Raw genomic sequence first — 26,189 nt, 5'->3', positions numbered from 1 at the left:
TGTTGAAAAACTACCTGCGTTGCCATTGCTGCGTTAAAAACAGGCTCAAAATGCTCATTTACAGCTCGTAAACTCCGCTTTTTCGCCTGTTTTCGCCTTGCACTGGCTGCCTCGCCAACGTTTTTCAACGGCCTGCTAGGCCACTTGAGTTAATATGCCGCGCTTGAATGTGCGACAACCCGAATAGATTGGAGAAGCAAGGCGTGACAACCGAGAATACCGTCAAGCGCTATGTGGTGCTGGATACCGAAACCACGGGTATGCCGGTCACTGACGGGCACCGCATCATCGAGATCGGTTGTGTCGAGTTGTTGGGGCGTCGCCTGACCGGGCGTCATTTCCATGTCTATCTCAACCCTGATCGCGAGATCGACGAAGGCGCCATCGCGGTTCACGGCATCACCAACGAATACGTGGCCGACAAGCCGCGCTTCCGGGAAGTCGCCGATGAATTCTACGAGTTCATCAAGGGCGCCCAACTGATCATTCACAACGCGGCGTTCGACGTTGGCTTCATCAACAACGAGTTCGCCCTGTTGGGGCAGAGCGAACGCGCCGACGTGAGCGATTACTGCTCGGTGCTCGATACCCTGATGATGGCGCGCGAGCGTCATCCGGGCCAGCGCAACAGCCTCGATGCGTTGTGCAAACGTTACGGCGTCGACAACTCCAACCGCGAACTGCACGGCGCCTTGCTCGACTCGGAGATCCTCGCCGACGTCTACCTGGCGATGACTGGTGGGCAGACCAATCTGTCACTGGCCGGTGAAGGTTCCGATGGTGATGGCAGTGGGCGTCAGCAGGCCACGCCGATCCGTCGCCTTGACGCGTCGCGTCCTCGTACTCGCGTCATTCGCGCCAGCGACGACGAACTTGCGGCGCACATGGCACGTCTGGCCGTGATCGAAAAATCCGCAGGCGGTCCGTCGCTGTGGGCGCAGTTGGAAAAAGCGCCGGAATAACCGAACAGCGCAATTGTGACCTTTTCTTATAGCGTGATGCACAGGGGGTTCCGCCGATCAGGGGGAGCCTCTAACCTGAGGTAATGGGCAGGCCAAGCCTGCCAGCCTTCAGGACGTCACAATGTATAAAGATCTCAAGTTTCCTGTCCTAATCGTGCATCGCGACATCAAGGCTGACACCGTGGCCGGTGATCGCGTGCGCGCCATCGCTCAGGAGCTTACCCAGGACGGTTTCAGCATTCTGCCCACGGCGAGCGCCGCCGAGGGGCGCATTGTCGCGTCCACCCACCACGGCCTGGCCTGCATCCTGGTGGCCGCCGAGGGAGCGGGGGAGAACAGCCGCCTGTTGCAGGACATGGTCGAGCTGATCCGCGTGGCGCGAGTGCGTGCACCGCAGTTGCCGATCTTCGCCCTGGGCGAGCAGGTGACCATCGAGAACGCCCCGGCCGAGGCCATGGCCGATCTCAATCAGTTGCGCGGCATCCTTTATCTTTACGAAGACACCGTCTCCTTCCTGGCCCGACAGGTGGCGCGCGCGGCGCATAATTATCTGGAAGGCCTGCTACCCCCATTTTTCAAGGCGCTGGTGCAGCACACTGCGCAATCCAACTATTCCTGGCACACGCCAGGGCATGGCGGCGGCGTGGCCTATCGCAAGAGTCCGGTGGGTCAGGCCTTCCACCAGTTCTTCGGTGAAAACACACTGCGTTCGGATTTGTCGGTGTCGGTGCCGGAGCTGGGCTCGCTGCTCGACCACACTGGCCCGCTGGCCGAGGCCGAGGCGCGTGCGGCGCGTAACTTCGGCGCCGACCACACCTTTTTCGTGATCAACGGCACCTCGACGGCGAACAAGATCGTTTGGCATTCGATGGTCGGCCGCGATGACCTGGTGCTGGTGGACCGCAACTGCCACAAGTCGATCCTGCACTCGATCATCATGACCGGCGCGATCCCGTTGTATCTCTGCCCGGAGCGCAATGAACTGGGGATCATCGGGCCGATTCCGCTTTCCGAGTTCAGCAAGGAATCGATTCAGGCCAAGATCGACGCCAGCCCGCTGGCGCGCGGTCGTGCGCCCAGGGTCAAGCTGGCGGTGGTAACCAACTCCACCTATGACGGGCTGTGCTACAACGCTGAAATGGTCAAGCAGGCGCTGGGTGACTCGGTCGAGGTGCTGCACTTCGACGAAGCCTGGTACGCCTACGCCGCTTTCCATGAGTTCTATGCTGGCCGCTATGGCATGGGCACCCAGTACGATGAGCATTCACCGCTGGTGTTCACCACCCATTCGACGCACAAGCTGCTGGCGGCTTTCAGTCAGGCCTCGATGATTCACGTGCAGGACGGCGGGCAGCGCCAGCTGGATCGCGACCGCTTCAACGAAGCCTTCATGATGCACATCTCGACCTCGCCGCAGTACGGCATCATCGCCTCGCTGGATGTGGCCTCGGCGATGATGGAAGGGCCGGCAGGGCGCTCGCTGATTCAGGAAACCTTCGACGAGGCGCTGAGCTTCCGCCGCGCCCTGGCCAATGTGCGGCGCAACCTGAGCGCCGAGGACTGGTGGTTCAGTATCTGGCAGCCAGGGGCGGCCGATGGCGCCGACAGCCTGTCGACCGCCGACTGGGTGTTGCAACCGGACGCCGACTGGCATGGCTTCGGCGAAGTGGCCGATGACTATGTGCTGCTCGATCCGATCAAGGTCACGCTGGTGATGCCCGGCCTCAATGCCGCCGGCAAGCTGGAGCCGCAGGGCATTCCCGCCGCGGTGGTCAGCAAGTTTCTCTGGGAGCGTGGCCTGGTGGTGGAGAAAACCGGCCTGTACTCCTTCCTGGTGCTGTTCTCCATGGGCATCACCAAGGGCAAGTGGAGCACGCTGCTGACCGAGCTGCTGGAGTTCAAGCGCAGCTACGACGCCAATCTGCCGTTGATCGACGTGCTGCCTTCCATCGCCCACGCTGGCGCGGGCCGCTACCAGGGCATGGGCCTGCGTGACCTGTGCGACGCGCTGCATGGCTGCTACCGTGAAAACGCCACGGCCAAGGCGCTGAAAAGCATGTATACGGCACTGCCAGAGATTGCGATCAAACCGGCTGATGCCTATGACCGCTTGGTGCGGGGCGAGGTAGAGGCGGTACCGATCGACCAGCTCCAGGGGCGTATCGCGGCGGTGATGCTGGTGCCTTACCCGCCCGGCATTCCGCTGATCATGCCGGGTGAGCGCTTTACCACGCAAAGTCGTTCGATTCTCGACTACCTGGCGTTCGCGCACACCTTCGACAAGGCTTTCCCCGGCTTTGACGTCGATGTACATGGCCTGCAAACCGACGCCGGACACTACACGGTGGATTGCTTGGTGGAATAAACCACCCCGGATCTGCCGAAGCGCAAGTTCTTCGGCAGATCAAACGCTTATCTCTGATATTCAAAGCAGTTGATAACGCCCGGGCTGTGGCCTGCGTCACGCTGGCAAGCATCGACTTTTATGGCGTGCTTGTTATAGTTGCTCGGTTATTAATCACAAAATTGTTACTGTGCTGCCGAGCCGCGGCTGAGGATGCCTGCCATGTCCGACTACAAAGCCTTCCGCATCGAGCTGGTGGGCAAGATCGCTCACGTGCAGATCAACCGACCGGACAAGGTCAACGCCATGAATGCCGACTTCTGGCGCGAGATCATCGAGATTTTCCAGTGGGTCGATGACAACGATGCGGTCCGCGTGGTGGTGCTTTCCGGTGCCGGCAAGCACTTTTCCTCGGGCATCGATCTGATGTTGCTGGCCTCGGTCGGTGCGCAACTGCGCAAGGATGTCGGCCGTAACGCCACCACGCTGCGCCGCAAGATTCTCGAGCTGCAAGCCTCCTTCAACGCCGTCGACAATTGCCGCAAGCCAGTGCTGGCTGCCATTCAGGGCTATTGCATCGGCGGCGCCATCGACCTGATCAGCGCTTGCGACATGCGTTATTCCACGCTCGATGCGCAGTTCTCGATCAAGGAGATCGACATGGGCATGGCTGCCGATGTCGGCACCCTGCAGCGTCTGCCGCGCATCATCGGCGACGGCATGATGCGTGAGCTGGCCTTCACCGGGCGCACCATTGACGGTAACGAGGCTGCGCGCATCGGCCTGGTCAATCGCACCTACGAGAATCAGGAGGCGCTGCTGGCCGGGGTGATGGAGATCGCCGCACAAATCGCCGCCAAGTCGCCGATTGCCGTGCGTGGCACCAAGGAAATGATTCGCTATATGCGCGATCACCGGGTCGACGATGGCCTTGAATACATCGCCACCTGGAACGCCGCCATGCTGCAATCGGAAGACCTGCGCCTGGCCATGGCGGCGCACATGACCAAGCAGAAGCCGGAGTTCGCCGACTGATGCCGTATCCGCTGATGTTCGCTGCGAGGCCTAGAGCATGGTAAGTGGAGCCACATCCCTGAATCTGGTGCGCGACGAGCTGTTCGTCACCATGGAAGAGGCCGAGCAGAGCCTGGAGCATTTCATCGCCGAGCGGCATAACGGCAGTCTGTTGCAGCAAGCGGTGGAAAGCCTGCACCAGGTGCGCGGCACGCTCAACCTGATCGAGCTGGCCGGTGCCGAGTTGCTGGCTCAGGAAGTGCTGGGTCAGGCGACCGATATTCCAGCCGGAGCAGGTGAGGAGCGCGACGCACAGCTCTCGGCACTGAGCAATGCCCTGCATGTGCTGCGCCGTTATCTGGAAAACGTCGACACTCATCGGCAGGAAATGCCTGAACTGCTGCTGCCGGCGATCAACGATTTGCGTCAGGCTGGCGCGCAGCAGCCGCTGCCGGAAAGTTTCTTCTTCAGCGTGCGCCTCGATCATGCGCGGCCACATACGACTACCCAGCCACTCGATGGCGCGGCCAAACTGAGCGAAGGCAAGCGCCTGCGTCACATGTATCAGGTAGGGCTGCTGGGCTTCATTCGTGAGCAGAATCCGCAGGCCAGCCTCAAGCTGATGGTGCGTGCGATGGCGCGCCTGGACAGCCTGTTCGCCAATGAGCCGCGTGGGCGCATGTGCTGGATTGGCGCTGCCGCCATCGAAGCGCAGTGCGATGGTCAACTGCTGCCACGTAAATCGCGCAAGCAGCTGTTCTCGCGGGTCGATCGCGAACTCAAGCTGATGCTCGGCAACCCCCAGTACGAAGCACCGCGCAGCTTGCTGAAAGAGCTGCTGTATCTGGTCGCGCTGGCTGACAGCCACGGCCCGCACGCCAGCGCCATGCGCGGAGTGTTCGGTCTCACGCCGTTGCCGTTCACTGACCACCTGCTGGAAGAGGAATACCGGCGCCTGGCCGGGCCGGGCCAGGCGGTGATGCGTTCGTTGTCCACGGCGATTCGCGAAGAGCTGGCCAGCGTCAAGGACATGCTCGACCTGCTCGAGCGCGGCACCTTGCAAGGCGAAACCTTGGGCACCCTGCATGCAATGCTGGGTAAGCTGGCCAAGACCTTGGGCATGGTCGGTCTGACCTCTGCCGGCAACTCACTCGGTGCGCAGTTGCCGCTGGTCGCCGCCTGGAGCGAAGACGCGCCGCCACAGGCTGAGCAGTTGCACAAGCTGGCCGATGCCGTGCTCTATGTCGAAGGCATGGTGGCCAGCCTGGAACGTGGCGAAGGTCGCGATATCAGGCCGGCTGCCGTCGAGCCGGGCAATGAGGCCGATTCTTTCGCTACTCATCAGCTCAACGAAGCCCGTATCGTCGTGGTCGACGAGGCACAGGCCGGTCTGGCTCTGGCCAAGCGCGCGATCACCGCGTATCTGGAGTCGGCTGGCGACAAGATGCACCTGTCCAACGTGCCGTTCAGCCTGCAGGCCGTGCGTGGCGGCTTGTGGTTTCTCGAGCAGCGTCGTGCCGCGATACTGGTCGGTGCCTGTGCCGACTATATCCAGGCGCGCATGCTCGAGTCGGCGCAAATGCCATCGGAGCAGATGCTGGAAACCCTGGCTGATGCCTTGAGCAGCCTCGAGTACTACCTGGAAGCGGGCGCAGTGATGCGTCCCGAAACCCGTCCCAGCGTGCTCGACCTGGCTGAAGAAAGCGTCAAGGCGCTGGGCATGCCGGTGGCAGCCTGATGGTCTGGCGCAATACCTTTCTCGATCCTGCCCAGCCAGGCGGCTGGGCGCTGCTTTACAACCAGCAGCACTTTCTCGCCGACAGCAATGGCGTGCTGTTCCCGCGTGATTGGATCAAGCGCCAGGACCTGCCTATTCTCGGCGAGCAGGGTATCGGTCATTTCGGTGACGATGCCGTTTACCTGCTGCAACTCAAGCCCTCGGCGACGCTGGAGGGCTGCAGCTGGCAGAGCCTGCGTCAGTTTATGCTGCAGGGCGACGCGGAAACCTTTCGCATGCTGGCCTACGCCGCGCAGATCGGCACCTGGTACGCCGAGCATCGTTATTGCGGCAGTTGCGGTGCGCCGACGCGCCAGCTTCCTGGTGAGCGGGCGATGCGGTGCGACAGCTGCGAATCGCAGCACTATCCGCGCCTGGCGCCGAGCATGATCGTGCTGGTGACGCGTGGCGATGAAGTCCTGCTCGCGCGCTCGCCGCGTTTCGTGACAGGGGTATACAGCGCCCTGGCAGGCTTTGTCGAACCAGGCGAGTCGGTGGAGCATTGCGTGGCGCGCGAGGTGCGCGAGGAAGTCGGGCTGGCGGTGAAAAACCTGCACTACATCGGCAGTCAGGGCTGGCCTTTCCCACATTCGCTGATGCTGGGCTTCCACGCCGAATATGCCGGTGGCGATATCGTCATGCAGGAAGACGAAATCGAGGATGCGCGCTGGTTTCGCGTTGATGACTTGCCGCCGTTGCCGGCGTCGCGCTCCATCGCTCGCCATCTGATCGACCTCTACGTCGCGCGCCGCCTCGGTCTGCCCGAGCCGAGTCTGTCGTAGGGCGGGTGCAACCCGCCAAATCGATACTCTGGCGGGTTGCGCCCGCCCTACGCGACCCAGTGCTGCCAGACCAGGCGCGCGGCCAGCGCCAATACCACCGTAATGAACACCGGGCGAATGAACTTCGAACCGCCTTTGATCGCGGTGCGCGCACCGAGAAAGGCGCCGACCATCAAGGCGGCGCCCATGCTCAGACCGAGCCCCCAGGCTACCTGACCAAAGGCGATGAACACCGCCAGCGCCGCCGCATTGCTGACGAAGTTCATGGTACGCGCCACGCCGCTGGCGCGCACCAGATCGAGTGGATACATCAGCAGGCTGCTGACCGTCCAGAATGCGCCGGTGCCGGGGCCCGCCACCCCATCGTAGAGTCCCAGGCCAAGCCCTTGCGGCCATTGCCGACCGCGCGCTATCGGCAGGTCGTGTTCGGCTGGTGCCTCCGGCATACGTCCGAACAGCAGGTAAACACCGCAGGCGAAGACGATCACCGGCAGCATCTGGTTGAGCCAGGCGGCCGGCATCCAGTGCGCGATGACGGCGCCGAGCAGGGCGCCGATCAGGGTTGCCAGCAACGCGTTGCGCCATTGTTTCGGATCGAACAGCTTGCGGCGATAAAACGTGAGAGCCGCGGTGCCCGAGCCGAAGGTGGCGCACAGCTTGTTGGTGCCCAGCACCAGGTGCGGCGGTAAACCTGCGGTAAGCAGAGCAGGGATGGTCAGCAGGCCGCCACCACCGGCAATGGCGTCGATGAAGCCGGCGATGAAGGCGACCAGAGCGAGAATGGCCAGTGTGCTGGGATCGATGGCGAGCTCGAGAGCGAAGGGCATATTAAAGTGTCGACTTGTGGGCGAGTGCGCAGCCTGCTGGCTGTTCGTCGTGGGGAGAGCTGCGCATAATGCCGGGATTTCGTCAGAGAAGGAACGCAATCGATGCAATACGACGGGTTGGCCTGGGCCGTGGCGCTGTTGGCCGTATTGGCGCTGCTGGTGGCATTGCGCATTCTGCTCAATACGGGCTGGTTCCTCGGCTGGTTGCGTGGCACCTGTGGTCTGGCATTTCTCGCCCTGGCCGGCCTGGTCGGTCTGTTAGCTTACGATCTGTATACCTACGAGCCGCTGCAGCCGGGCAAGCCGCTGGTGACGCTGAGCTTCAAGGCTGATGGTCCGCAGCGTTATCAGGTGACGCTGCTCGAAGGGGGGCGCGAGCGCACTGTCACGCTCGAGGGCGACATGTGGCAACTCGACGGCCGACTGATTCGCTGGAAAGGCCTGGCTGAGCTGATCGGTCTTGAGCCGGGTTACCGTCTGGAACGTCTGTCCGGGCGTTTTCTGGCCATCGAGCAGCAGGCGTTGGCGCAACACGGTCGCGTGCAGTTGGCCGAGAGCTCTTATGGCGTGGACCTGTGGCGCTGGCTGCGTCTGAGTCAACGTGATCTGCTGCTGTTTGACCCGCAGGCGCTGCGCGTCACCTACCTGCCAATTGCCGCTGATGCGGTCTATAGCGTCAGCCTGACGCCGACCGGCCTGCTGGCTGAGCCGATGAACCCCGCAGCCGAAGCTGCGCTGAAGGATTGGTAGCGGCCGGGCGGGTGGATGTAGGGTGGGCTTTAGCCCACATTGCAGAGTCATTGGTGGGCTGAAGCCCACCCTACAAAAATTGATGAACCTCTCCCGATTGATGGGGAGGGTGCCCGAAGGGCGGGAGAGGGAAGCGAAGTTGGCGTTCACCTCGGTACTGTAGGGTGGGCTTTAGCCCACCACGATCTTTCATTGGTGGGTTAAAACGGAGCGCCGCCCGGCCCACCCTACAATTGCGTTGCGCTAGGCCTATCCTGTTTACGACAAAGGCACCCTGAGGTGCCTTTGTCGTTTATGCCGTCTGGCCTCAGGAAAGGAAGCCGCCGTCCACGTTCAGCGCCGCGCCGGTGGTGTAGCTGGATGCTTCACTGGCCAGGTACAGCACTGCGCCGGCCATCTCGCTCGGATCAGCCACGCGCTTGAGCGGGATGCGCTGCAGGGCGTGCTTGAGGATGGCGTCGTTCTTGGTCAGCGCCGAGGCGAACTTGGTGTCGGTCAGGCCCGGCAGCAGGGCGTTGCAGCGGATGCCGAACTGCGCGCATTCCTTGGCGAATACCTTGGTCATGCTGATCACCGCGGCCTTGGTCACCGAGTAGATGCCCTGGAACTCGCCCGGGGTGACGCCATTGATCGAGGCGACGTTGATGATCGAGCCGCCGCCGTTTTCCTTCATCAGCTTGCCGCCTTCGATGGACATGAAGTAGTAGCCGCGAATGTTCACATCGACGGTCTTCTGGAAGGCGGAGAGGTCGGTGTCTAGCACGTTACAGAACTGCGGGTTGGTGGCGGCGTTGTTGACCAAGATGTCGAGGCGGCCGAACTGGTCGCGGATCTGCGCGAAGACGTTGGTGATCTGCTCCATCTCGCCGATGTGGCAGGCGATGGCGGTGGCCTTGCCGCCTTCGGCGATGATGGCGTCAGCCACGGCCTGGCAGCCGTCGATCTTGCGGCTGGAGACGATCACGTGTGCGCCTTGCTGGGCCAGCAACTTGGCGATGGCCTCGCCGATGCCGCGGCTGGCGCCGGAAACGAAGGCGATCTTGCCGTCGAGGTCGAACAGTTGGGTCTTGGACATGGTGATTACCCCAGGGTTAGAGAGTGGATTTGCCGATGACCTGCAGGCACATCTGCTCCAGCAGCTTGTTCATGTGAATGAACTGGGCGAAGCGCTTGTCCTGGGTCTGGCCGTGATAGAAGCGGTAGTAGATCTGCTGCACGATACCGGCCAGGCGGAACAGGCCGTAGGTGTAGTAGAAGTCGAAACTGTCGATCGCGATGCCGGCTTTTTCAGCGTAGTAGTCGACGAACTGCTGACGCGTGAGCATGCCCGGCGCGTTGCTCGGCTGGCGACGCATCAGTTGCACCGGCGCAGGGTCGCTGGCTTCGATCCAGTAGGCCAGGGTGTTGCCCAGATCCATCAGTGGGTCGCCGATGGTGGTCATCTCCCAGTCGAGCACGCCGATGATCTGCATCGGGTTGTTCGGGTCGAGGATCACGTTGTCGAAGCGATAGTCGTTATGCACGATGCCCGGCTTGTGGTGATCGGCCGGCATCTTGTCATTGAGCCAGGCCTTGACCGGTTCCCAGGTCGGCGCGTCCGGTGTCAGGGCCTTCTCGTAGCGCTCGCTCCAACCCTTGATCTGGCGTTCGACATAACCTTCGGGCTTGCCCAGGTCGCCCAAGCCGCAGGCGTTGTAGTCGACGTTGTGCAGTTCCACCAGCTTGTCGATGAAGCTCTTGCACAGTGCGGCGGTCTGCTCGGCGCTGAAGTTCAGCTCGGCCGGCATCTCTGAGCGCAGGATGATGCCCTTGACCCGCTCCATCACGTAGAACTCGGCGCCGATCACCGACTCGTCGGTGCAGTGCACGTAGGCTTTCGGGCAGTAGGGGAAGCCGGCATTGAGCTGGTTGAGGATGCGGTACTCGCGGCCCATGTCATGCGCCGACTTGGCTTTGTGGCCGAACGGCGGGCGGCGCAGGACGAATTCCTGCTGCGGGTATTCGATCAGGTAGGTCAGGTTCGAAGCGCCGCCGGGGAACTGGCTGATCTTGGCTGCGCCGCTCAGGCCCGGAATATTGGCTTTCAGATAAGCGTCGATGACGCCGGCGTCGAGTTCTTCGCCGGTACGGGTGCGGGTGGATTGGTCGGTGAGCGCCATGCTTATCCCTTCTGCTTATGATGGGTGCCCCAGATAATTGGCTAATCTAATGCTGCACTCAGGCTGCCACAAGCAATACGCGCCGTTATAGGCGGGCGTGTTGCACCTCGATCAAACTGCCTGATCAGTCATTTCGGTTTGTCGCCTTGGCCGCAAATCACGGGCAAAAAAAACCGGAGTGCCAGGACTCCGGTTTTCGTGCTTTGCGCTCAGCTCGCCGATCAGACCGGGAACAGTTCGCCCAGCTTCATCGCCAGCATCATGTCGCCTTCGGCGCGCAGCTTGCCAGCCATGAAGGCCTGCATGCCATCGGTTTCGCCGCTGACGATGCCCTTGAGGGTTTCGCTGTCCATGATCAGGGTCACGTTGGCGTTCGGATTGTCGCCTTGCTCGAGGGCGCAGGTGCCGTCTTTTACGATCAGCGCGTAGTTCTCGCCATCTTCGATGTTGAATTGGAATACCAGATCCAGGCCTGCAGCGGCGCTGGCGTTGAACTTGGACTGCATGGTTTGGGCGATGTCAGCAACACTCATGGTCTTATCCTTTTTCGGTTTTTTCGCGCAGCCTCGCGGCCGCAGTGGGCTGGAGCTCATCGATAGGTGATAAGCTCCGGCGCCTTCAGCAGCTGTAAATGCACATGGCTGTTGAAGGAAGCCAGACTCACCTCGCTGCCGCGGAATTTCAGCTGGCTGAGCGAGGTATTGACGATTTGCCAATTCAGTTCGAAGGCCTTTGCCGCCGGTACGCCGGTAATCAGGCGGAGCAGGGCGGTGATGGTGCCGCCGGAGGTGAACACGGCGATATTCTGTTTGCTGGTGGCTTGTTCGAGGATGCGCCGCAGACCGCCTTCGACCTGTTCGACATAGGCCTGCCAGCTTTGCAGGCCGGGCTTGTCATGTTCCCCGGAAATCCAGCGGCCGATCAGCTTGGCGAACAGACGCTGGAACTCGGCACGGTTCTGCGCACCGTTGCGCAGGATATGCAGGGCTTCGGGTTCTTCCGGCAGCAGATCCGGCAGCAGCGTGCGAATCACCGCATCGGCGTCGAATTCGTTGAAGGCTTCGTCGATATCCAGCGCCGGCGCCCTGCTCATGTGCTGCAGGGCGGTGTTGGCAGTGTGTTGCTGGCGGCGCAGGCTGCCACTGACGCAACGATCGAGACTGATACCGAGTTGCTCCAAGTGCTTGCCCAGCACTTCGGCCTGGCGCACGCCGACGGGAGACAGGACATCGTAGTCGTCTGCACCGAATGAGGCCTGGCCATGTCGAATCAGATAGATGCTGCCCACGTCCGTATTGGTCCCGGCACGTTGAATGTTTGGCGAGGGTATGAGGAAGCTCGGGGGCTGTCAACGAAAAAACATACGCTTGTTTGAATTGCTTGTATGTCCATTGTGCAGTGCTGCCGCGCTTGGCCGGCGAGGCGCTGCGCCGGTATGCTTGGGGCTTTGTGCGCCCAGGCGCCGCTGCATTGTCCAAGGGGGATCCGTGGAGTTTCTTAGCGAGTACGCCAGCTTTCTGGCGAAAACCCTGACCCTGGTGGTCGCCATCGTCGTGGTGCTGGTGGCGATCGCCGCCACGCGCGGCAGAGGGCGGCGCGGCAGTGGTCAGTTGCAGGTGCAGAAGCTCAATGATTTCTACAAGGATCTGCGTGAGCGCCTGGAGCACAGCGTGTTGTCCAAGGATCAGCTCAAGGCCACGCGCAAGGCGCAGGCCAAGGCGGCCAAGCAGGAAAAGAAAGCGCCGCCCAGCAAACCGCGGGTGTTCGTGCTGGATTTCGACGGTGATATCAAGGCCTCAGCCACCGACAACCTGCGCCATGAGGTGACGGCGCTGCTGTCCATGGCCAAGGCCGATGACGAAGTGGTGCTGCGCCTGGAAAGTGGTGGCGGCATGGTGCATAGCTACGGCCTGGCTTCGTCGCAACTGGTGCGTATCCGCGATGCGGGCATCCCGCTGACGGTGTGCGTGGACAAGGTAGCGGCCAGCGGCGGCTACATGATGGCCTGCATCGGCCAGAAGATTCTCAGTGCGCCTTTTGCCATCCTCGGCTCCATTGGCGTGGTGGCGCAGTTGCCTAACGTGCATCGTCTGCTGAAGAAGCACGAAATCGATTTCGAGGTGCTGACGGCCGGCGAATACAAGCGCACGCTGACCGTATTCGGTGAGAACACCGAAAAGGGCCGGGAGAAATTCCAGGAAGACCTGGAGACCACCCACGAACTGTTCAAAGGCTTCGTTGCCCGTTACCGCCCTCAGCTGGACATCGATGCCATCGCCACCGGTGAGGTCTGGCTGGGCATTGCGGCGCAAGAGCGCCTGCTGGTGGATGAACTGAAGACCAGCGACCAGTACCTGGCCGAGCGCGCCGCCGAGGCTGAGCTGTTCTATCTGCATTTCGTTCATAAAAAGAGTTTGCAGGAGCGTGTCGGGCTGGCGGCCAGCATGGCGGCAGATCGCTTCGTCCTGACCTGGCTGAGCAGACTCAATCAGCAACGTTTCTGGTAAGAGCACGCCACCGAACAACGACAAGAGGAGAAGGTGATGACTGAATTCAAGGCTTTGCTGGTCAGCGAGGGTGCCGATGGCAGTTTTCGGCGCCAGGTAGTAGCCCGGCAGATCGAGGATCTGCCCGCAGGCGATCTGCTGATCCGCGTGCGCTATTCCTCGCTCAACTACAAGGATGCGCTGTCGGCCAGCGGCAATCGCGGGGTTACCAAGCAGTATCCGCATACGCCGGGCATCGACGCCGCTGGTGTGGTGGAGGCGTCCGCCGTGGCCGAGTTCGCCGTGGGCGACGAGGTGATCGTCACTGGCTACGACCTGGGCATGAACACTGCCGGTGGTTTCGGCCAGTACATCCGCGTACCGGCGGCCTGGGCGATCAAGCGCCCACAAGGCTTGCCGCTGCGCGAGGCGATGATTCTCGGCACCGCCGGCCTGACGGCCGCGCTATGCGTGGACAAGCTGGAGCAGGCCGGCGTTACTCCGGAGTCCGGCACCATGCTGGTCACCGGTGCCACGGGCGGCGTTGGCAGCATCGCCGTGGTGCTCCTCAAGCAGCTCGGCTATCGCGTAGCCGCCGCGACCGGCAAGGCCGAACAGGGCGATTTCCTGCGTGGTCTCGGTGCTGACGAGATCGTCAGCCGCGAAGAGCTGCAGCAAGGTAGTGAGCGGCCGATGCTCAAGGAACGCTGGGCGGGAGCGGTAGACACAGTGGGTGGCGACATCCTGTTCAATGTGGTCAAGTCGCTGCGCCACAGCGGCAGCGTGGCCTGTTGCGGGCTGACTGCTGGCGTCGGCTTCCAGGGCAGCGTACTGCCGTTCATCCTGCGCGGGGTCAACCTGCTTGGCGTGGATTCGGTGGAGCTGCCTCTGGTGGTCAAGGCATCGATGTGGGACAAGCTGTCGTTGCAGTGGAAGCTCGATCTCTCGGCGCTGTGCCAGGAAGTCGGTCTGGAAGAGCTGCCCGCGGCCATCGAACGGATACTGGCTGGCGGCATGGTCGGTCGCGTGCTGGTGCGACTCGATTGAGTGGAACAGAGGCCCGTCGATGACGGGCCTCTGCATTTCAGGCCTGGCTGACGCACATGGTGATTTCGGCGCGGAACACCGGCTTGTCACCGACGTAGGCCATCACCGGCACCTTGATGTCGCCGGTCTGATCCCAATCCACCGCGCTGCCAGCGGCAACCGTGCGGATGTCTCCGTCGGCCTTGGCCAGGTATTCCACCGTCATCCCTTTGGGAATCCAGCGGCAACCGTTAGGAATGGAGGCGTCGGTCATGCTGCCGGCGGCAAGTTCGGCAGCATTGCACAGGGCGATGGCATGCACCCTACCGATATGATTCAGCACTTCACGATGTTTGGCGAAGCGGACCTCGGCATAGCCGGGGCGCAGCTCGACCATCGGCGGGGCGATGCACTGCGCGAAGCCAATCGCCAGTATTTCGCACAGATTCTCACGGCGCTCGCCGAGTACCGTCGGCAGGGACTGTTCAAGGCGCTGCCTGATGACTGTTTCGCCTCGGTGGTGATCGGCCCGACGCATGACCTGGCGCGCAACTGGCTGGCTGGCCGCACCCAGAACGAGCTGGGCGAGTGCCGCGAGCTACTGGCGCAGATCGTCTGGGATAGCGTGAAAAAAGTGGCTAACCGAAGCGATAGATATCCATCCCCAGGGCGCCGTAGGTGAAACCGCTGTGCTCAATCGTGAAGGTACCGCCAGCACCACGTGCGAAGAACAGCGGTAGCAGATGTTCTTCGGTAGGGTGATTGCGTACGGCATTCGGCGCCAGCAGTCGGTAATGGTGCAAGGCCTCTTCGTCGTTCGCTTCGAGCTTTTCCACCACCCAGTCGCGAAACGCCTTGGCCCAGGGTGTGATGACGTCCGGGCCGGCACGCCAGTTCAGCTCGCCCAGGTTATGGGTGATGCTGCCGGAGCCAATTAGCAGGATGCCTTGTGCACGCAGGCTGGCCAGAGCACGGCCCACGCGGGTCTGCAACTCGGGGCCGAGGCGGCTGGGTAGCGATAGCTGCAGAACAGGGATGTCGGCTTGCGGATACATCAGCGACAGTGGCACCCAAGCACCATGGTCGAAGGGGCGTTGCGCATCGAGCTGTGCGGACAGACCCACGTCGTTCAGTTGCTGGGCGATCTGCTCGGCCAGCTTCGGTGCGCCGGGGGCCGGATACTGCACCGCATACAGCTCGGCTGGAAAGCCGCCGAAGTCGTGCCAGGTCTGCGGGTGTTCGCCCGCCGTCAGCAGCAGGCGCTGGCTTTCCCAGTGCGCCGACACCACCACTATGGCGTTGGGTCTGGGTATATCGGCGGCCAGTTTGGCCAGCGCCGGGCCGCTGGCACCGGGCTCCAGGGCCAACATGGGGGAACCATGGGAAATGAACAGGCTGGGCAGCATGACGACCTCCAGAAATGTGCTCACATTTTCTCCGAGGTCTTCATCGATTAATAATGATGTTTTTCCGCGGTATCAATCGACTGGTTAGATGTTTAGCGCAGGTTGGCGCCAAACGCGGTCTCGATATTGATGCCCAGGCTGAGCACGCCGAGAAACTGCCCATCCCGTGGGTCGTGAATAGGCGCAGAAACCTTGCTCTGAAAGCTCTGGGTCGAACCATCGTACTCGATATCGCCGATATGGATCTGGCCAGGCGCATGGCTTGTCGAAAGTCATCTTCGTCAGCTTGCCAATAATCGCTGGTGACCATCGCTGATGGCGACTAATTGGCCGGAGTGGTCGCTGAGTGCGGAAGATCTTATTGAGCAGGAGGTGATGTTGACGCGCTATGTTGGTCATCAGGCGTGATGGTGGCGTCTGCTGCAGGCGACGGATCAGTGGCTTTTCCTCAAGCAGGAGCTCACGCAGCCATTGCCGGTCCAGTTCGTTAATGCGCTCCATGCTCGTATTGCGCGTGGCTACCTGGCGAAGGGCGTTCAACAGTTCGTCATGCTAGGGTCTGTTGCCGTTTCGCGCGCGGCTCGCGTCGAAACGGCAACAGACCCTAGGCCCAGCGCTTCAGATGCTGGGCGGTCAACTGGCGCAGATAATGGGCTTCGGCTTCAGTCAGCGCGCTACCTTCGGGGGGCACAGTGTTCGACCTGACGGTTGAAGGCGCTGAGGAAATCAGGGTGGTGCTGCAGGAAATCGTGAGAGAAATAGACGCCCAGTGGTGAGGAGCGTACGAAGCGTCGCTGCAGACCCTGTTGGGATGGCTGCTCAGAGAGGGCGCTACGCATTGCATTGTCATCGGCTAGGAAAAGATCGATGCGCCCACGTTGCAGCAATTCGATCAATTGCTCCAGGCACGGTACCTTCTGCGCTACGGCGATGCCGCGAGCCTCCAGCCAGGTCATGCTGTTGCTTCCCCGCACGCTGCCGATGCGCAGCTCGCGGTCCCAAATCGGCTTGTTGAGGATCAGCGGATCCTGGGCATACCAGTACCATTTCTCCATCAGAAGCGGGGCGGACAGCTGCGCGTAGCCATCGACCTGGCTGTCTGGGGCGGAGCTGAAGAAACCATCGGCGATATGTCGGCTGACATTCTGCCGCGCTCGGCTCACTGATGTGAGCTGGATGCGATAGGGTTGCTGCAAATGCTCGAAGATGCATTCGAGAGCCGTTACCGACTGACCGGCCAATTCGCCATCGACCGCTACCTGATACGGCTCCTCAAGGCTGGTGTCGAGGCGTACGGTAGACTTTCTTCTGCGCAGAGAGCTGGTGTGGCCGTCAGGAGCAGCCCTGTCAGGCAGAGTGAATGACGTGAGAGCATGATGGCGATTCGTTAGCTTTGGGGTGTTTTTTCAGTTTAGGTGAGGGGATAAGAGATGCACGATGCTTTCTGGCAGGAGCGCTGGGCGCGCAATCAAATCGGTTTCCATCAGGAGAAGGTCAACGGTTACCTGCGTCGTCACTGGTCTGCGCTTGGCCTGGCAAAAGGCGCGGCGGTGCTGGTGCCGCTGTGTGGCAAGAGCCTGGACATGGTCTGGCTGGCGGAGCAGGGCCACCCGGTCATTGGTGTCGAGCTGGCCGAGCGGGCCGTGGAGGATTTCTTCAACGAGCGTGATGTGCAGCCGCAGGTGTCACAGCGCGGGGCGTTCAAGGTCTATCAGGCGGGTGAGTTGCAGATTCTGTGTGGCGATTTCTTCGCCCTGAGTCATGCGGATGTCGCCGGGTGCCAGGCCTTTTATGACCGGGCGGCCCTGATCGCGCTGCCGCCGTCGATGCGCGAGCGTTATGTCGCCCATCTGCAGGCGATAGTGCCCGTTGCCTGTCAGGGATTGCTGGTTACGCTGGTTTACGATCAGGCGAAAATGGATGGTCCGCCATTCTCGGTCGCTGACACCGAGGTGGAGCAGCACTTTGCAGATGGCTGGACGCTGCACAAGGTCGAGGAAAAGGATGTGCTGACGGGCAATCCGCGTTTCATTGACAGCGGTCTGACGGCAGTGGATGAGCACGTCTTTCGGCTGATCCGCCGCTAGCGGCAGCCCAATGCAAAAGGCGACCCGAAGGTCGCCTTTTTGTCAGTCGAAGGGTCAGCCCAGACGGCGCAGCGCTTCGATGCGGTCTTCCAGCGGCGGGTGGCTCATCAGCAGACCGGCCAGGCCGTTCTTCAGGCCGCCGTTGATGCCGAAAGCGGTCAGGCTGTCGGGCATCTGCACCGGTACACCCTGCTCGGCACGCAGGCGCTGCAGGGCGGCAATCATCGCGCCAGTGCCGGCCAGGCGGGCACCGGCTTCGTCAGCCTTGTACTCGCGTTTGCGCGAGAACCACATGACGATGATGCTGGCCAGGATACCCAGTACCAGCTCGGCGAAGATGGTCGCGACGAAGTAGCCGATGCCATGGCCGTCTTCGTTCTTCAGGATCACCTTGTCGACGAAGTTGCCGAAGATGCGCGCGAAGAACATGACGAAGGTGTTCACCACGCCTTGGATCAGCGCCAGGGTGACCATATCGCCGTTGGCAACGTGGCCGATCTCGTGAGCCAGTACCGCACGCACTTCATCAGGGGAGAAACGCTCGAGCAGACCCTGGCTGACCGCGACCAGTGCGTCGTTCTTGTTCCAGCCGGTGGCGAAGGCATTGGCCTCGTAGGCCGGGAAGATGCCGACTTCAGGCATCTTGATCCCGGCTTGGCGCGACAGCTCCTCGACGGTCTGCAGCAGCCACTGTTCGTGACGGGTGCGTGGCTGGGTGATGATCTGTGTGCCGGTGCTCATCTTCGCCATCCACTTGGAGATGAACAGCGACACCAGCGAGCCGGCAAAACCGAACACGGCGCAGAAAATCAGTAGGCTGCCATGGTTCTGGCCGGTGAAGCGGTCGACCCCCAGCAGTTTGAGGGTGATGCTGGCGATAACCAGAACCGCCAGGTTGGTGGCCAGGAACAACATAATGCGCATCATGGTGTGAACGGACTCCTCACGGGAAAGACGTACGAGTAATGCCGGCTATATAAGGGCGCACCCCCGGGGCTTTCAACCAGCGACTATTTCAAACTATGTCTCTTGACCTTGTAGCGTACTCTCGAACAGCAGACGAGTGAGGCGGGCGGTGCGCTCGCCGTGCTGCTGGGCCAGGGCCTCGCGCAGCTGAAATGCCAATGTGGCATGTACGCGGCGCACGCTTGGCGGCAGCACTTCACCCTCGCGCAAAGCGTGGGGAATGGCGCGTGACAGGCGCAGAAAACCTTTCTCGCTGAGCACCGCCTGATCCAACGCGTCGTAAGCGATGGTCGACTCGAAACGCAGATAGCCTTCCTCGGCCAGCCACAGCAGCGCGCCGAGGCAGGCCTGGTGACGCTTGCTGGGCAGGCCGAATTCGTCCGGCTCCTCACGCCCGATCAGGTCTTCCACGTACAGCGCCATCTTGCGCGGGAAGGCCTGATAGAGCATGAGCAGGCCGCTGGCGGCATCCTTGTAGAAGTCGTCGATCTGCAGATCCATGTCGGCTTACTGGCTGTAGCCCTTAAGGAAGTTGCCGATGCGGCCGATGGCCTGCTCCAGGTCGTCGACGCGCGGCAGGGTGACCACGCGGAAGTGATCCGGCCATGGCCAGTTGAAGGCGGTGCCCTGGACGATCAGCAGCTTCTCCGAGAGCAGCAGGTCGAGGACGAACTTCTCGTCGTTGTGGATCGGGCAGACCTTGGGGTCGATCTTCGGGAAGGCGTATAGCGCGCCCATGGGCTTGACGCAGCTGACCCCGGGAATGTCGTTGAGCAGTTCCCAGGCGCGGTTGCGTTGTTCCAGCAGGCGGCCGTTGGGCAGCACCAGGTCATTGATGCTCTGGTAGCCACCGAGCGCGGTCTGGATCGCATGCTGGCTCGGCACGTTGGCGCACAGGCGCATGTTGGCCAGGATGTCCAGGCCTTCGATATAGCTCTGCGCCTTGTGCTTGGGCCCGGAGATGGCCACCCAGCCGGAGCGGAAACCGGCCACGCGGTAGCTCTTGGACAGGCCGTTGAAGGTCAGGCATAGCACGTCCGGGGCCAGCGAGGCGGTGCTGATGTGCACGGCGTCGTCGTAGAGGATCTTGTCGTAGATCTCGTCGGAGAAGATCACCAGGTTGTGCTGGCGCGCCAGCTCGACGATGTCCTGCAGCACTTCGCGCGAGTACACCGCGCCGGTGGGGTTGTTCGGGTTGATCAGCACCAGGGCCTTGGTGTTCGGCGTGATCTTGGCACGCATGTCGGCGATATCCGGGAACCAGCCGGCCTGTTCATCGCACAGGTAATGCACCGGCTTGCCGCCGGAGAGGGCCACGGCAGCCGTCCACAGCGGGTAATCCGGCGCCGGGATCAGCACCTCGTCACCGTTGTTGAGCAGCGCCTGCATGGCCATCACGATCAGCTCGGACACCCCGTTGCCGAGGTAGATGTCCTCGATACCGACGCCTTCGACCTGCTTCTGCTGGTAATACTGCATCACCGCCTTGCGCGCGCTGAACAGGCCCTTGGAGTCGCTGTAGCCCTGGGCAGTGGGCAGGTTGCGGATGACGTCCTGGAGGATTTCTTCCGGTGCCTCGAAACCGAACGGCGCCGGGTTGCCGATGTTCAGCTTGAGGATGCGGTGGCCTTCCTCCTCCAGACGCTTGGCGTGCTTGAGCACCGGCCCGCGAATGTCGTAGCAGACGTTGGCGAGCTTGTTCGATTTGCTGACCTGCATGTGAGAAATCCCATTCGGTGGATGACCCGCTGAATCACGCTGCAAAAGTATCCTCTGGCGGAACCTTGGCAGCCCGCAGGGCGGGTGACAGACTGGGCACGAATCATACGTTGCAGCCTGACCCTGGCAAAGCTGTCGGTCGGGCTTTTTTACGAGGAGGGAAGCAGTCCGTGGATAAAGTCGAGAAATCCCTGGATGCCTGGCGTGAAGTGTTGTCGCCGGAACAGTTCCACGTCTGCCGCCTGGGCGGCACCGAAAGGCCTTTTACCGGGCAATATCACGACAGCAAGGTGGCGGGCGTCTATCACTGTGTCTGTTGTGGCGAGGCGCTGTTCGACTCCGCCGCCAAGTACGATTCCGGTTGCGGCTGGCCCAGCTATTTTCAGCCGCTCAGTGCGACGGTGATCCGTGAGCTGGATGACTTCAGCCATGGCATGCAGCGTATCGAGGTCAGATGCGCCAAATGCGATGCGCACCTGGGCCACGTCTTTCCTGATGGGCCGCGTCCGACCGGTTTGCGTTACTGCATCAACTCGGTGTCGCTGAAGTTCGCGCCGCGCGAGCCATGATGGATGAACGATGGACTGCCACGAGCGGGCAGCCCGGCTGAGTTTTTTCAGCGTTTCTGTGGACGGTTCTGCTGGCTTTGTTCCAGAAGCTGGCAGGCCTGCTGGATCATCGCTTCGGTGATCGGCACTTCGCGCCCCTGAGCGTCGATGATGAAGCCACCGATCGGCGTTGGGCGGGCGTGGTTGTTCAGGTGTTGCGGCTGATTGGCAGTGTTGTGCAAGCTCATGGCCTGTCTCCTCATCGATTCTGCGCGCAGTCTAGTGGTGCCGGATGAAGGTGCGGTGACAGTGAAGGTGTACGGAAAACCGTCACGCCGGCAACGCAGAGCAGGTACAAGCAGGCTGCATGCCAGTCTGCCGGTAATTGAGGAAGGCATGTCGCGTTTTCATATAGGTCTGATCATCAACCCTCTGGCCGGGCTGGGTGGCCCGGCTGCACTCAAGGGCAGCGACGGCGTGGCCGAGCAGGCCCTGGCACTCGGCGTTGAACCGAAGGCTGCGCAGCGTACGCGCACGGCGCTGGAGCAACTGTTGGCGCTGCGTGAGCGCATTGAGTTCGTCACCTATCCCGGTGCCATGGGCGGCGATTTGTTGGCGCAGATGGGCTTTGAGCATCGTCTGCTGGGACAGTTGGGCGACGAGCCCAGCACGGCCGACGACACCCGTCGTGCTGTGCAACACCTGCAGGACGCCGGTGCGGCACTGATTCTATTTGCCGGTGGCGATGGCACTGCGCGTGATGTATGTGCCGTGATCAGGGACGGGCAGCCGGTGCTGGGCATTCCGGCGGGGGTGAAGATCCAGTCCGGGGTGTACGCCATTAGCCCGCGAGCGGCCGGTGAGCTGACGGCGCGCCTGGTCGAAGGCGGTTTGGTTCGTCTGGCCAGCGGCGAGGTGCGTGACATCGACGAGAATGCCCTGCGTGAGGGGCGCGTTACCGCGCGCTGGTACGGCGAGTTGTGCGTGCCGCAGGAGGGCGGTTACGTGCAGGCGGTCAAGCAGGGCGGCGTGGAGTCCGAAGAGCTGGTGCTGGCTGATCTGGCTGCCTGGCTGGAGGCTGAATGGGAGCCCGGTGTGCGTTATGTATTTGGCCCCGGTTCGACCTTGCATGGCCTGGCGCAGAATCTCGGGCTGGACACCACCTTGCTGGGCGTCGATGTGATCGAGGACGGCCAGGTGATCGCCCGTGACGTCAACGAGGCCGAGCTGTTCGCCCTGGTCGAGGCGCATCCGACCTACTTGCTGGTCACCGCCATCGGGGGGCAGGGTCATGTCATCGGGCGTGGCAACCAGCAGATCAGCCCCCGTGTGCTGCGTGCGGTCGGCCTGGAGCGCCTGCGTGTGGTGGCGACCAAGCGCAAGCTGGCGACACTGAATGGCCGGCCGCTGCTGGTCGACAGCGGCGACGTGACGCTGGACGACGCCTTTCCCGATGCCATACGGGTCTGGGCCGGTTACAGGGAAGAGTTGCTGTACCCTCTGGCGCGATAGGAGAGCGAGATGCGCGGGCTGATTCTGCTGTTGCTCTGGTCACTGGCGCTGGCCGCACAGGCCATCGAAGCTGAAAAGCTGGTGCGCGATGCACGCCAGCAGATCGGTGTGACGCTGAGCTATGACCCGGCCTACCGCCAGTTGAGCTATCCCGGTGGTGATGTGCCGATGGCCACAGGGGTCTGCACCGACGTGGTGATCCGCGCACTGCGCCAGCAGGGGCTGGACTTGCAGGAAGCGGTGCACCGCGACATGCGCGGCAGCTTCTCCGTCTATCCGAAGAACTGGGGGCTGAATCGCCCGGACAGCAATATTGACCACCGCCGTGTGCCCAACCTGATGACCTGGTTCAAGCGTCAGGGCTGGTCGCTGCCGCTTAGCCAGGCGGCTTCGGCGTATCGGCCGGGCGATATCGTCACCTGGGATCTGGGCCGTGGTCTCACGCATATCGGTATCGTCAGCGATCATCGGGCGGCAACGGGTGTGCCGCTGATTCTGCACAACATCGGCCGTGGTACGCAGGAGGAGGACATCCTCTTCAGCTATCGCATTACCGGCCATTATCGTCCGCCAGCAGAGCTGGCGAAGACGGGCTCATAAGCCGTCGCGGTCGCCTGCCTCGGCAATGGACGCAGCCGCTTGAGGTTGCGCGCCGCCGCCCCCAACTGCTGACTCAGACATTCAACTTCCTGCCGCCAGCGGCTGCGACACCTTCGGCCGCTGACCTGAGACCTGCCATGATTTCGATGCTCTCTTCCCGTCAGCGCGGTGCCATACGCCTGGCCTGGCGCTTTATCGCCCCGTATCGCGGCCGGGTACTGGGCGCGCTGCTGGCGCTGATGTTCACGGCAGCCATCACCCTGTCCATGGGCCAGGGCATCAAGCTGCTGGTGGATCAGGGGCTGGCCACGCAGTCGCCGGCCGCGCTGCGGCAGTCCCTGCTGCTGTTCTTCGTGCTGGTATTGGCGCTGGCCTTCGGCACCTACACGCGCTTCTACCTGGTGTCATGGATCGGCGAGCGGGTGGTCGCGGATATCCGCCGGCGGGTGTTCGATCACCTGATTGAGTTGCATCCTGGCTTCTACGAGAGCAATCGCAGCTCGGAAATCCAGTCGCGGCTGACCGCCGATACCGCGCTACTGCAATCGGTGATTGGCTCGTCGCTGTCGATGGCGCTGCGCAACCTGATCATGTTGATCGGTGGCAGCGTGCTACTGGTGGTCACCAACCCCAAGCTCAGCGGTATCGTTCTGTTGGCTCTACCCTTGGTGGTAGCGCCTATCCTGCTGTTCGGCCGCCGTGTGCGTGCGCTGTCGCGGCAGAGCCAGGACCGCGTGGCCGATGTCGGCAGTTATGTCGGCGAAGTGCTGGGGCAGATCAAGACGGTACAGGCTTACAACCATCAGGATGAGGACAAGCGCCGCTTTGGCGAGTCTGCCGAAGCGGCTTTCGATGTGGCGCGCAAGCGCATCGCCCAGCGTTCCTGGCTGATCACCGTAGTGATCGTGCTGGTGCTCGGCGCTGTCGGGGTGATGCTCTGGGTCGGCGGCATGGATGTGATCGCCGGGCGCATCTCCGGCGGTGAGCTGGCGGCTTTCGTGTTCTACAGCCTGATCGTTGGCTCGTCCTTCGGCACGCTGAGCGAGGTGATCGGTGAATTGCAGCGTGCCGCAGGCGCCGCCGAGCGCATCGGCGAGCTGTTACGTGCCAGCAACGCCATCGTGGCGCCGGAGCAGCCGCAGCATCTGTCGCAGCCGGTACAGGGGCGCATCGAGCTGCAGCGTGTGCGATTCGCCTATCCGTCGCGTTTGGACAGCTACGCCATCGATGGCATCGATCTGCAGGTAGCGGCAGGCGAGACGCTGGCACTGGTAGGACCGTCCGGGGCTGGCAAATCGACGCTGTTCGATCTGCTGCTGCGCTTCTTCGATCCGCAGGGCGGGCGCATCCTCATCGATGGCGTGCCGATCGATCAGCTCGATCCGCGCGAGTTGCGTGCCAGTTTCGCCCTGGTGTCGCAGAATCCTGCGCTGTTCTTCGGCTCGGTGGAGGACAACATTCGCTATGGTCGCCTGGATGCCAGCCAGGCCGAGGTGGAGGCGGCCGCGCGGGCGGCGCATGCCCATGAGTTCATTCAGCGCCTACCGCAGGGTTACCAGACTCATTTGGGGGAGGCCGGGCTCGGGCTTTCCGGTGGCCAGCGTCAGCGCCTGGCGATTGCCCGTGCCTTGCTCGCCGATGCGCCGATCCTGCTGCTCGATGAGGCCACCAGCGCCCTGGATGCCGAGAGCGAGCACCTGATCCAGCAGGCGCTGCCGTCACTAATGGCCGGGCGCACCACCTTGGTGATCGCTCATCGCCTGGCCACGGTGAAGCAGGCGGATCGCATTGCGGTGATCGAACAGGGCCGTTTGGCTGCGATCGGCAGTCATGCCGAGCTGATCGAGAGTAGTCCGCTCTATGCGCGTTTGGCCGAGTTGCAGTTCGGCAACTAGCTCTTGGGTTTGATGGTGGCGGCTGCCCCGGCAGAGGCGATAATGATCGCACCGACGGCCAGCCACTGGCCCCAGAGCAGCTTCTCGCCGAGAAAGGCCAGACCGCACATTGCCGCGACTGCCGGCTCCAGGCTCATCAGCACGCTGAAGGTGCGTGCGGGCAGGCGCGTCAAGGCGACCATCTCCAGGCTGTAGGGCAGGGCCGAAGACAGTACCGCGACACCCAGGGCGATGGGTAGCAGGTCCGCGCTCAGCAGGTCCGTGCCGGCATGCCAGATGCCAATGGGCAGGACCAGCAAGGCGGCGACCCAGGTGCCCAGGGCGACGGTGTGGCGGCCATGCTGGGCGCCGGCTTTCTGGCCGAAGATGATGTACAGCGACCAGCACACCCCCGCGCCGAGGGCCAGAGCTGCGCCGAGTGGGTCTATGGCGCTTTGCGTGGCGCCGGTTGGCAGCAGCATCCACAGGCCGGCGATGGCCAGAATCACCCAGACGAAGTCCAGCAGGCGGCGCGAGGAAAACAGCGCCAGAGCCAGCGGCCCGGTGAATTCCAGCGCCACGGCGATGCCCAGCGGGATGCTCTGCAGGGACATGTAGAACATCAGATTCATGCCGCCCAGCGCCAGGCCGTAGGCGAGCAGGGCATGGCACTTGCGCAAATCCAGTTTGGCCCGCCAGGGCTGCATCACCAGCGACAGAATGATCGCGCCGAGCACCAGGCGCAGGGCTGTGGTGCCTTCGGCGCCGACCAGCGGGAACAGGTTCTTGGCCAGCGACGCGCCGCTCTGGATCGAGACCATGGCCACCAGCAACAAGGCAATGGGGGCGAGAAGTGCACTGCGTGACATGGGCTATGTCCTGGTGGTGATCATCAAAGAAAAAACCGGCCGCTGGGGCCGGTTCTTCGTGGCGCGTAGTGGCTGCCAGACCGTTGAGAAAAACGTAGGCGAGGCAGGCAAGACAATACCGATGGCGGCCCCGCAAAAACGACCGAAAAACGGTCGGAGTCGCGCTCGACTTTACGAGCTGTAAATGAGCATTTTGACTGGGCTCGCACGCGAGGTCGCTTTTAAACGCAGGTAGTTTCTCAACGGGCTGTTAGGGTCTGTTGCCGTTTCGCGCACGGCCGCGACGGAGCCAGTTTTTGCGTGGGGCTAGGCGTGAGACGCGAAGTTTGGTCGCCCAAATGAACCGTCGAGTAACGACGTACCACGCAAAAACTGGCCCGTCCCTTCGGGTTGCGCGGCAAATTGCGCCATGCGTCGTTGCGGGATTTGGCAAGGGAACGACCATTACCTGCATCCCGCGCCTCGCGTGGCGCAATTTGGC

At 62.2% G+C, this 26,189-nt stretch carries 26 protein-coding genes; 13 read left to right on the top strand and 13 right to left on the bottom strand.

The window, feature by feature from the left end; genetic code table 11:
• The first annotated feature begins 203 nt into the window (after window positions 1–203).
• The 5 genes from dnaQ (at window position 204) to nudC (ending at window position 6,879) form a co-directional block, all read left to right on the top strand.
• Entirely contained in the window at window positions 204–962 is a 759-nt protein-coding gene (gene dnaQ, locus DBO86_RS05170; protein ID WP_108233144.1) for a DNA polymerase III subunit epsilon, read from the top strand.
• A 121-nt stretch (window positions 963–1,083) separates the two neighbouring features.
• Window positions 1,084–3,327: an Orn/Lys/Arg family decarboxylase gene (locus tag DBO86_RS05165; protein WP_108233143.1), complete on the top strand. Its 2,244-nt coding sequence runs from the start codon at window positions 1,084–1,086 to the stop codon at window positions 3,325–3,327.
• A gap of 201 nt (window positions 3,328–3,528) precedes the next feature.
• Complete coding sequence (locus DBO86_RS05160) at window positions 3,529–4,341, top strand: crotonase/enoyl-CoA hydratase family protein (protein WP_108233142.1); 813 nt, start codon at window positions 3,529–3,531, stop codon at window positions 4,339–4,341.
• A gap of 37 nt (window positions 4,342–4,378) precedes the next feature.
• Entirely contained in the window at window positions 4,379–6,058 is a 1,680-nt protein-coding gene (locus tag DBO86_RS05155; RefSeq protein ID WP_108233141.1) for a FimL-related protein, read from the top strand.
• On the top strand, window positions 6,058–6,879 hold the full coding sequence (gene nudC, locus DBO86_RS05150; protein WP_108233140.1) for an NAD(+) diphosphatase: 822 nt from the start codon (window positions 6,058–6,060) through the stop codon (window positions 6,877–6,879). Before DBO86_RS05155 ends, nudC begins: the two co-directional genes overlap by 1 nt.
• 47 nt (window positions 6,880–6,926) lie before the next feature.
• Here the strand turns inward: nudC and DBO86_RS05145 are convergent, their stop codons facing one another.
• Entirely contained in the window at window positions 6,927–7,706 is a 780-nt protein-coding gene (locus DBO86_RS05145) for a TSUP family transporter (protein ID WP_003461436.1), read from the bottom strand.
• A gap of 102 nt (window positions 7,707–7,808) precedes the next feature.
• Here DBO86_RS05145 and DBO86_RS05140 point away from each other — a divergent pair, with 102 nt between their 5' ends.
• Window positions 7,809–8,456 (top strand): hypothetical protein, encoded by a 648-nt coding sequence (locus DBO86_RS05140; RefSeq protein ID WP_108233139.1) that lies wholly within the window; start codon window positions 7,809–7,811, stop codon window positions 8,454–8,456.
• A gap of 307 nt (window positions 8,457–8,763) precedes the next feature.
• Here DBO86_RS05140 and DBO86_RS05135 read toward each other — a convergent pair whose 3' ends face one another.
• The 4 genes from DBO86_RS05135 to DBO86_RS05120 form a co-directional block, all read right to left on the bottom strand.
• Entirely contained in the window at window positions 8,764–9,531 is a 768-nt protein-coding gene (locus tag DBO86_RS05135) for an SDR family oxidoreductase (protein ID WP_108233138.1), read from the bottom strand.
• A gap of 16 nt (window positions 9,532–9,547) precedes the next feature.
• Window positions 9,548–10,615, bottom strand: coding sequence for a phosphotransferase family protein (locus DBO86_RS05130; protein WP_108233137.1), 1,068 nt, complete (start codon window positions 10,613–10,615; stop codon window positions 9,548–9,550).
• A 221-nt stretch (window positions 10,616–10,836) separates the two neighbouring features.
• Complete coding sequence (locus DBO86_RS05125) at window positions 10,837–11,148, bottom strand: SCP2 sterol-binding domain-containing protein (protein WP_003459932.1); 312 nt, start codon at window positions 11,146–11,148, stop codon at window positions 10,837–10,839.
• A gap of 56 nt (window positions 11,149–11,204) precedes the next feature.
• Complete coding sequence (locus DBO86_RS05120) at window positions 11,205–11,903, bottom strand: histidine phosphatase family protein (protein ID WP_108233136.1); 699 nt, start codon at window positions 11,901–11,903, stop codon at window positions 11,205–11,207.
• Window positions 11,904–12,102: 199 nt separating this feature from the next.
• On the opposite strand from DBO86_RS05120, the gene sohB reads away from it, so the two are divergent.
• Both sohB and DBO86_RS05110 read left to right on the top strand, forming a co-directional pair.
• Entirely contained in the window at window positions 12,103–13,122 is a 1,020-nt protein-coding gene (gene sohB, locus DBO86_RS05115) for a protease SohB (RefSeq protein WP_003459934.1), read from the top strand.
• A gap of 36 nt (window positions 13,123–13,158) precedes the next feature.
• Entirely contained in the window at window positions 13,159–14,148 is a 990-nt protein-coding gene (locus DBO86_RS05110) for a YhdH/YhfP family quinone oxidoreductase (RefSeq protein ID WP_075747956.1), read from the top strand.
• A gap of 37 nt (window positions 14,149–14,185) precedes the next feature.
• Here DBO86_RS05110 and DBO86_RS05105 read toward each other — a convergent pair whose 3' ends face one another.
• The 3 genes from DBO86_RS05105 to DBO86_RS26450 form a co-directional block, all read right to left on the bottom strand.
• Window positions 14,186–14,665 carry a hotdog fold domain-containing protein gene (locus DBO86_RS05105; RefSeq protein ID WP_108233135.1) on the bottom strand — a complete coding sequence of 160 codons (480 nt, stop codon included), beginning with the start codon at window positions 14,663–14,665 and terminating at the stop codon, window positions 14,186–14,188.
• Window positions 14,666–14,765: 100 nt separating this feature from the next.
• Window positions 14,766–15,533: a DODA-type extradiol aromatic ring-opening family dioxygenase gene (locus DBO86_RS05100; RefSeq protein WP_003459939.1), complete on the bottom strand. Its 768-nt coding sequence runs from the start codon at window positions 15,531–15,533 to the stop codon at window positions 14,766–14,768.
• Window positions 15,534–16,207: 674 nt separating this feature from the next.
• Entirely contained in the window at window positions 16,208–16,774 is a 567-nt protein-coding gene (locus tag DBO86_RS26450; protein WP_244185511.1) for a type 2 periplasmic-binding domain-containing protein, read from the bottom strand.
• Window positions 16,775–16,963: 189 nt separating this feature from the next.
• Between DBO86_RS26450 and DBO86_RS05090 the strand changes: the two genes are divergently transcribed.
• Window positions 16,964–17,620 carry a thiopurine S-methyltransferase gene (locus DBO86_RS05090; protein WP_108233134.1) on the top strand — a complete coding sequence of 219 codons (657 nt, stop codon included), beginning with the start codon at window positions 16,964–16,966 and terminating at the stop codon, window positions 17,618–17,620.
• Between the two features lie 54 nt (window positions 17,621–17,674).
• Here the strand turns inward: DBO86_RS05090 and htpX are convergent, their stop codons facing one another.
• From htpX to DBO86_RS05075, 3 genes are all read right to left on the bottom strand, one after another.
• Window positions 17,675–18,547, bottom strand: a complete 873-nt coding sequence (htpX, locus tag DBO86_RS05085) for a protease HtpX (RefSeq protein ID WP_108233133.1) — start codon at window positions 18,545–18,547, stop codon at window positions 17,675–17,677.
• Window positions 18,548–18,640: 93 nt separating this feature from the next.
• Window positions 18,641–19,087: a hypothetical protein gene (locus tag DBO86_RS05080; protein WP_003459949.1), complete on the bottom strand. Its 447-nt coding sequence runs from the start codon at window positions 19,085–19,087 to the stop codon at window positions 18,641–18,643.
• A gap of 6 nt (window positions 19,088–19,093) precedes the next feature.
• Complete coding sequence (locus DBO86_RS05075) at window positions 19,094–20,305, bottom strand: pyridoxal phosphate-dependent aminotransferase (RefSeq protein WP_108233132.1); 1,212 nt, start codon at window positions 20,303–20,305, stop codon at window positions 19,094–19,096.
• A 170-nt stretch (window positions 20,306–20,475) separates the two neighbouring features.
• On the opposite strand from DBO86_RS05075, the gene msrB reads away from it, so the two are divergent.
• Window positions 20,476–20,874 carry a peptide-methionine (R)-S-oxide reductase MsrB gene (gene msrB / locus DBO86_RS05070; RefSeq protein WP_003459952.1) on the top strand — a complete coding sequence of 133 codons (399 nt, stop codon included), beginning with the start codon at window positions 20,476–20,478 and terminating at the stop codon, window positions 20,872–20,874.
• A 47-nt stretch (window positions 20,875–20,921) separates the two neighbouring features.
• Here the strand turns inward: msrB and DBO86_RS05065 are convergent, their stop codons facing one another.
• Complete coding sequence (locus DBO86_RS05065; RefSeq protein ID WP_003459954.1) at window positions 20,922–21,101, bottom strand: PA1571 family protein; 180 nt, start codon at window positions 21,099–21,101, stop codon at window positions 20,922–20,924.
• A 148-nt stretch (window positions 21,102–21,249) separates the two neighbouring features.
• Between DBO86_RS05065 and DBO86_RS05060 the strand changes: the two genes are divergently transcribed.
• From DBO86_RS05060 to DBO86_RS05050, 3 genes are all read left to right on the top strand, one after another.
• Window positions 21,250–22,365, top strand: a complete 1,116-nt coding sequence (locus DBO86_RS05060; protein WP_003459956.1) for an ATP-NAD kinase family protein — start codon at window positions 21,250–21,252, stop codon at window positions 22,363–22,365.
• A gap of 9 nt (window positions 22,366–22,374) precedes the next feature.
• Window positions 22,375–22,965: a DUF1287 domain-containing protein gene (locus tag DBO86_RS05055; RefSeq protein WP_074856050.1), complete on the top strand. Its 591-nt coding sequence runs from the start codon at window positions 22,375–22,377 to the stop codon at window positions 22,963–22,965.
• A 137-nt stretch (window positions 22,966–23,102) separates the two neighbouring features.
• A complete protein-coding gene (locus DBO86_RS05050) occupies window positions 23,103–24,860 on the top strand; it encodes an ABC transporter transmembrane domain-containing protein (RefSeq protein ID WP_003459959.1) in 1,758 nt (585 codons plus the stop codon).
• Here the strand turns inward: DBO86_RS05050 and rhtA are convergent.
• On the bottom strand, window positions 24,857–25,708 hold the full coding sequence (gene rhtA, locus DBO86_RS05045) for a threonine/homoserine exporter RhtA (RefSeq protein ID WP_003459960.1): 852 nt from the start codon (window positions 25,706–25,708) through the stop codon (window positions 24,857–24,859). The genes DBO86_RS05050 and rhtA overlap by 4 nt on opposite strands.
• Window positions 25,709–26,189 lie beyond the last annotated feature (481 nt).

It is taken from the genome of Ectopseudomonas oleovorans, assembly GCF_003052605.1.
Taxonomy (GTDB): Bacteria; Pseudomonadota; Gammaproteobacteria; order Pseudomonadales; family Pseudomonadaceae; genus Aquipseudomonas; species Aquipseudomonas oleovorans_A.
This window is presented reverse-complemented; position numbering and strand designations above follow the sequence as displayed.

What these genes read in the sequence shown, in the direction of transcription:
- DBO86_RS05165 (WP_108233143.1), top strand. Translation starts at nt 1,084, where the DNA reads ATGTATAAAGATCTCAAGTTTCCTGTCCTAATCGTGCATCGCGACATC.
- DBO86_RS05160 (WP_108233142.1), top strand. Translation starts at nt 3,529, where the DNA reads ATGTCCGACTACAAAGCCTTCCGCATCGAGCTGGTGGGCAAGATCGCT.
- DBO86_RS05155 (WP_108233141.1), top strand. Translation starts at nt 4,379, where the DNA reads ATGGTAAGTGGAGCCACATCCCTGAATCTGGTGCGCGACGAGCTGTTC.
- nudC (WP_108233140.1), top strand. Translation starts at nt 6,058, where the DNA reads ATGGTCTGGCGCAATACCTTTCTCGATCCTGCCCAGCCAGGCGGCTGG.
- DBO86_RS05145 (WP_003461436.1), bottom strand. Translation starts at nt 7,706, where the DNA reads ATGCCCTTCGCTCTCGAGCTCGCCATCGATCCCAGCACACTGGCCATT.
- DBO86_RS05140 (WP_108233139.1), top strand. Translation starts at nt 7,809, where the DNA reads ATGCAATACGACGGGTTGGCCTGGGCCGTGGCGCTGTTGGCCGTATTG.
- DBO86_RS05135 (WP_108233138.1), bottom strand. Translation starts at nt 9,531, where the DNA reads ATGTCCAAGACCCAACTGTTCGACCTCGACGGCAAGATCGCCTTCGTT.
- DBO86_RS05130 (WP_108233137.1), bottom strand. Translation starts at nt 10,615, where the DNA reads ATGGCGCTCACCGACCAATCCACCCGCACCCGTACCGGCGAAGAACTC.
- DBO86_RS05125 (WP_003459932.1), bottom strand. Translation starts at nt 11,148, where the DNA reads ATGAGTGTTGCTGACATCGCCCAAACCATGCAGTCCAAGTTCAACGCC.
- DBO86_RS05110 (WP_075747956.1), top strand. Translation starts at nt 13,159, where the DNA reads ATGACTGAATTCAAGGCTTTGCTGGTCAGCGAGGGTGCCGATGGCAGT.
- DBO86_RS05105 (WP_108233135.1), bottom strand. Translation starts at nt 14,665, where the DNA reads ATGCGTCGGGCCGATCACCACCGAGGCGAAACAGTCATCAGGCAGCGC.
- DBO86_RS05100 (WP_003459939.1), bottom strand. Translation starts at nt 15,533, where the DNA reads ATGCTGCCCAGCCTGTTCATTTCCCATGGTTCCCCCATGTTGGCCCTG.
- DBO86_RS05090 (WP_108233134.1), top strand. Translation starts at nt 16,964, where the DNA reads ATGCACGATGCTTTCTGGCAGGAGCGCTGGGCGCGCAATCAAATCGGT.
- htpX (WP_108233133.1), bottom strand. Translation starts at nt 18,547, where the DNA reads ATGATGCGCATTATGTTGTTCCTGGCCACCAACCTGGCGGTTCTGGTT.
- DBO86_RS05080 (WP_003459949.1), bottom strand. Translation starts at nt 19,087, where the DNA reads ATGGATCTGCAGATCGACGACTTCTACAAGGATGCCGCCAGCGGCCTG.
- DBO86_RS05075 (WP_108233132.1), bottom strand. Translation starts at nt 20,305, where the DNA reads ATGCAGGTCAGCAAATCGAACAAGCTCGCCAACGTCTGCTACGACATT.
- DBO86_RS05065 (WP_003459954.1), bottom strand. Translation starts at nt 21,101, where the DNA reads ATGAGCTTGCACAACACTGCCAATCAGCCGCAACACCTGAACAACCAC.
- DBO86_RS05060 (WP_003459956.1), top strand. Translation starts at nt 21,250, where the DNA reads ATGTCGCGTTTTCATATAGGTCTGATCATCAACCCTCTGGCCGGGCTG.
- DBO86_RS05055 (WP_074856050.1), top strand. Translation starts at nt 22,375, where the DNA reads ATGCGCGGGCTGATTCTGCTGTTGCTCTGGTCACTGGCGCTGGCCGCA.
- DBO86_RS05050 (WP_003459959.1), top strand. Translation starts at nt 23,103, where the DNA reads ATGATTTCGATGCTCTCTTCCCGTCAGCGCGGTGCCATACGCCTGGCC.
- rhtA (WP_003459960.1), bottom strand. Translation starts at nt 25,708, where the DNA reads ATGTCACGCAGTGCACTTCTCGCCCCCATTGCCTTGTTGCTGGTGGCC.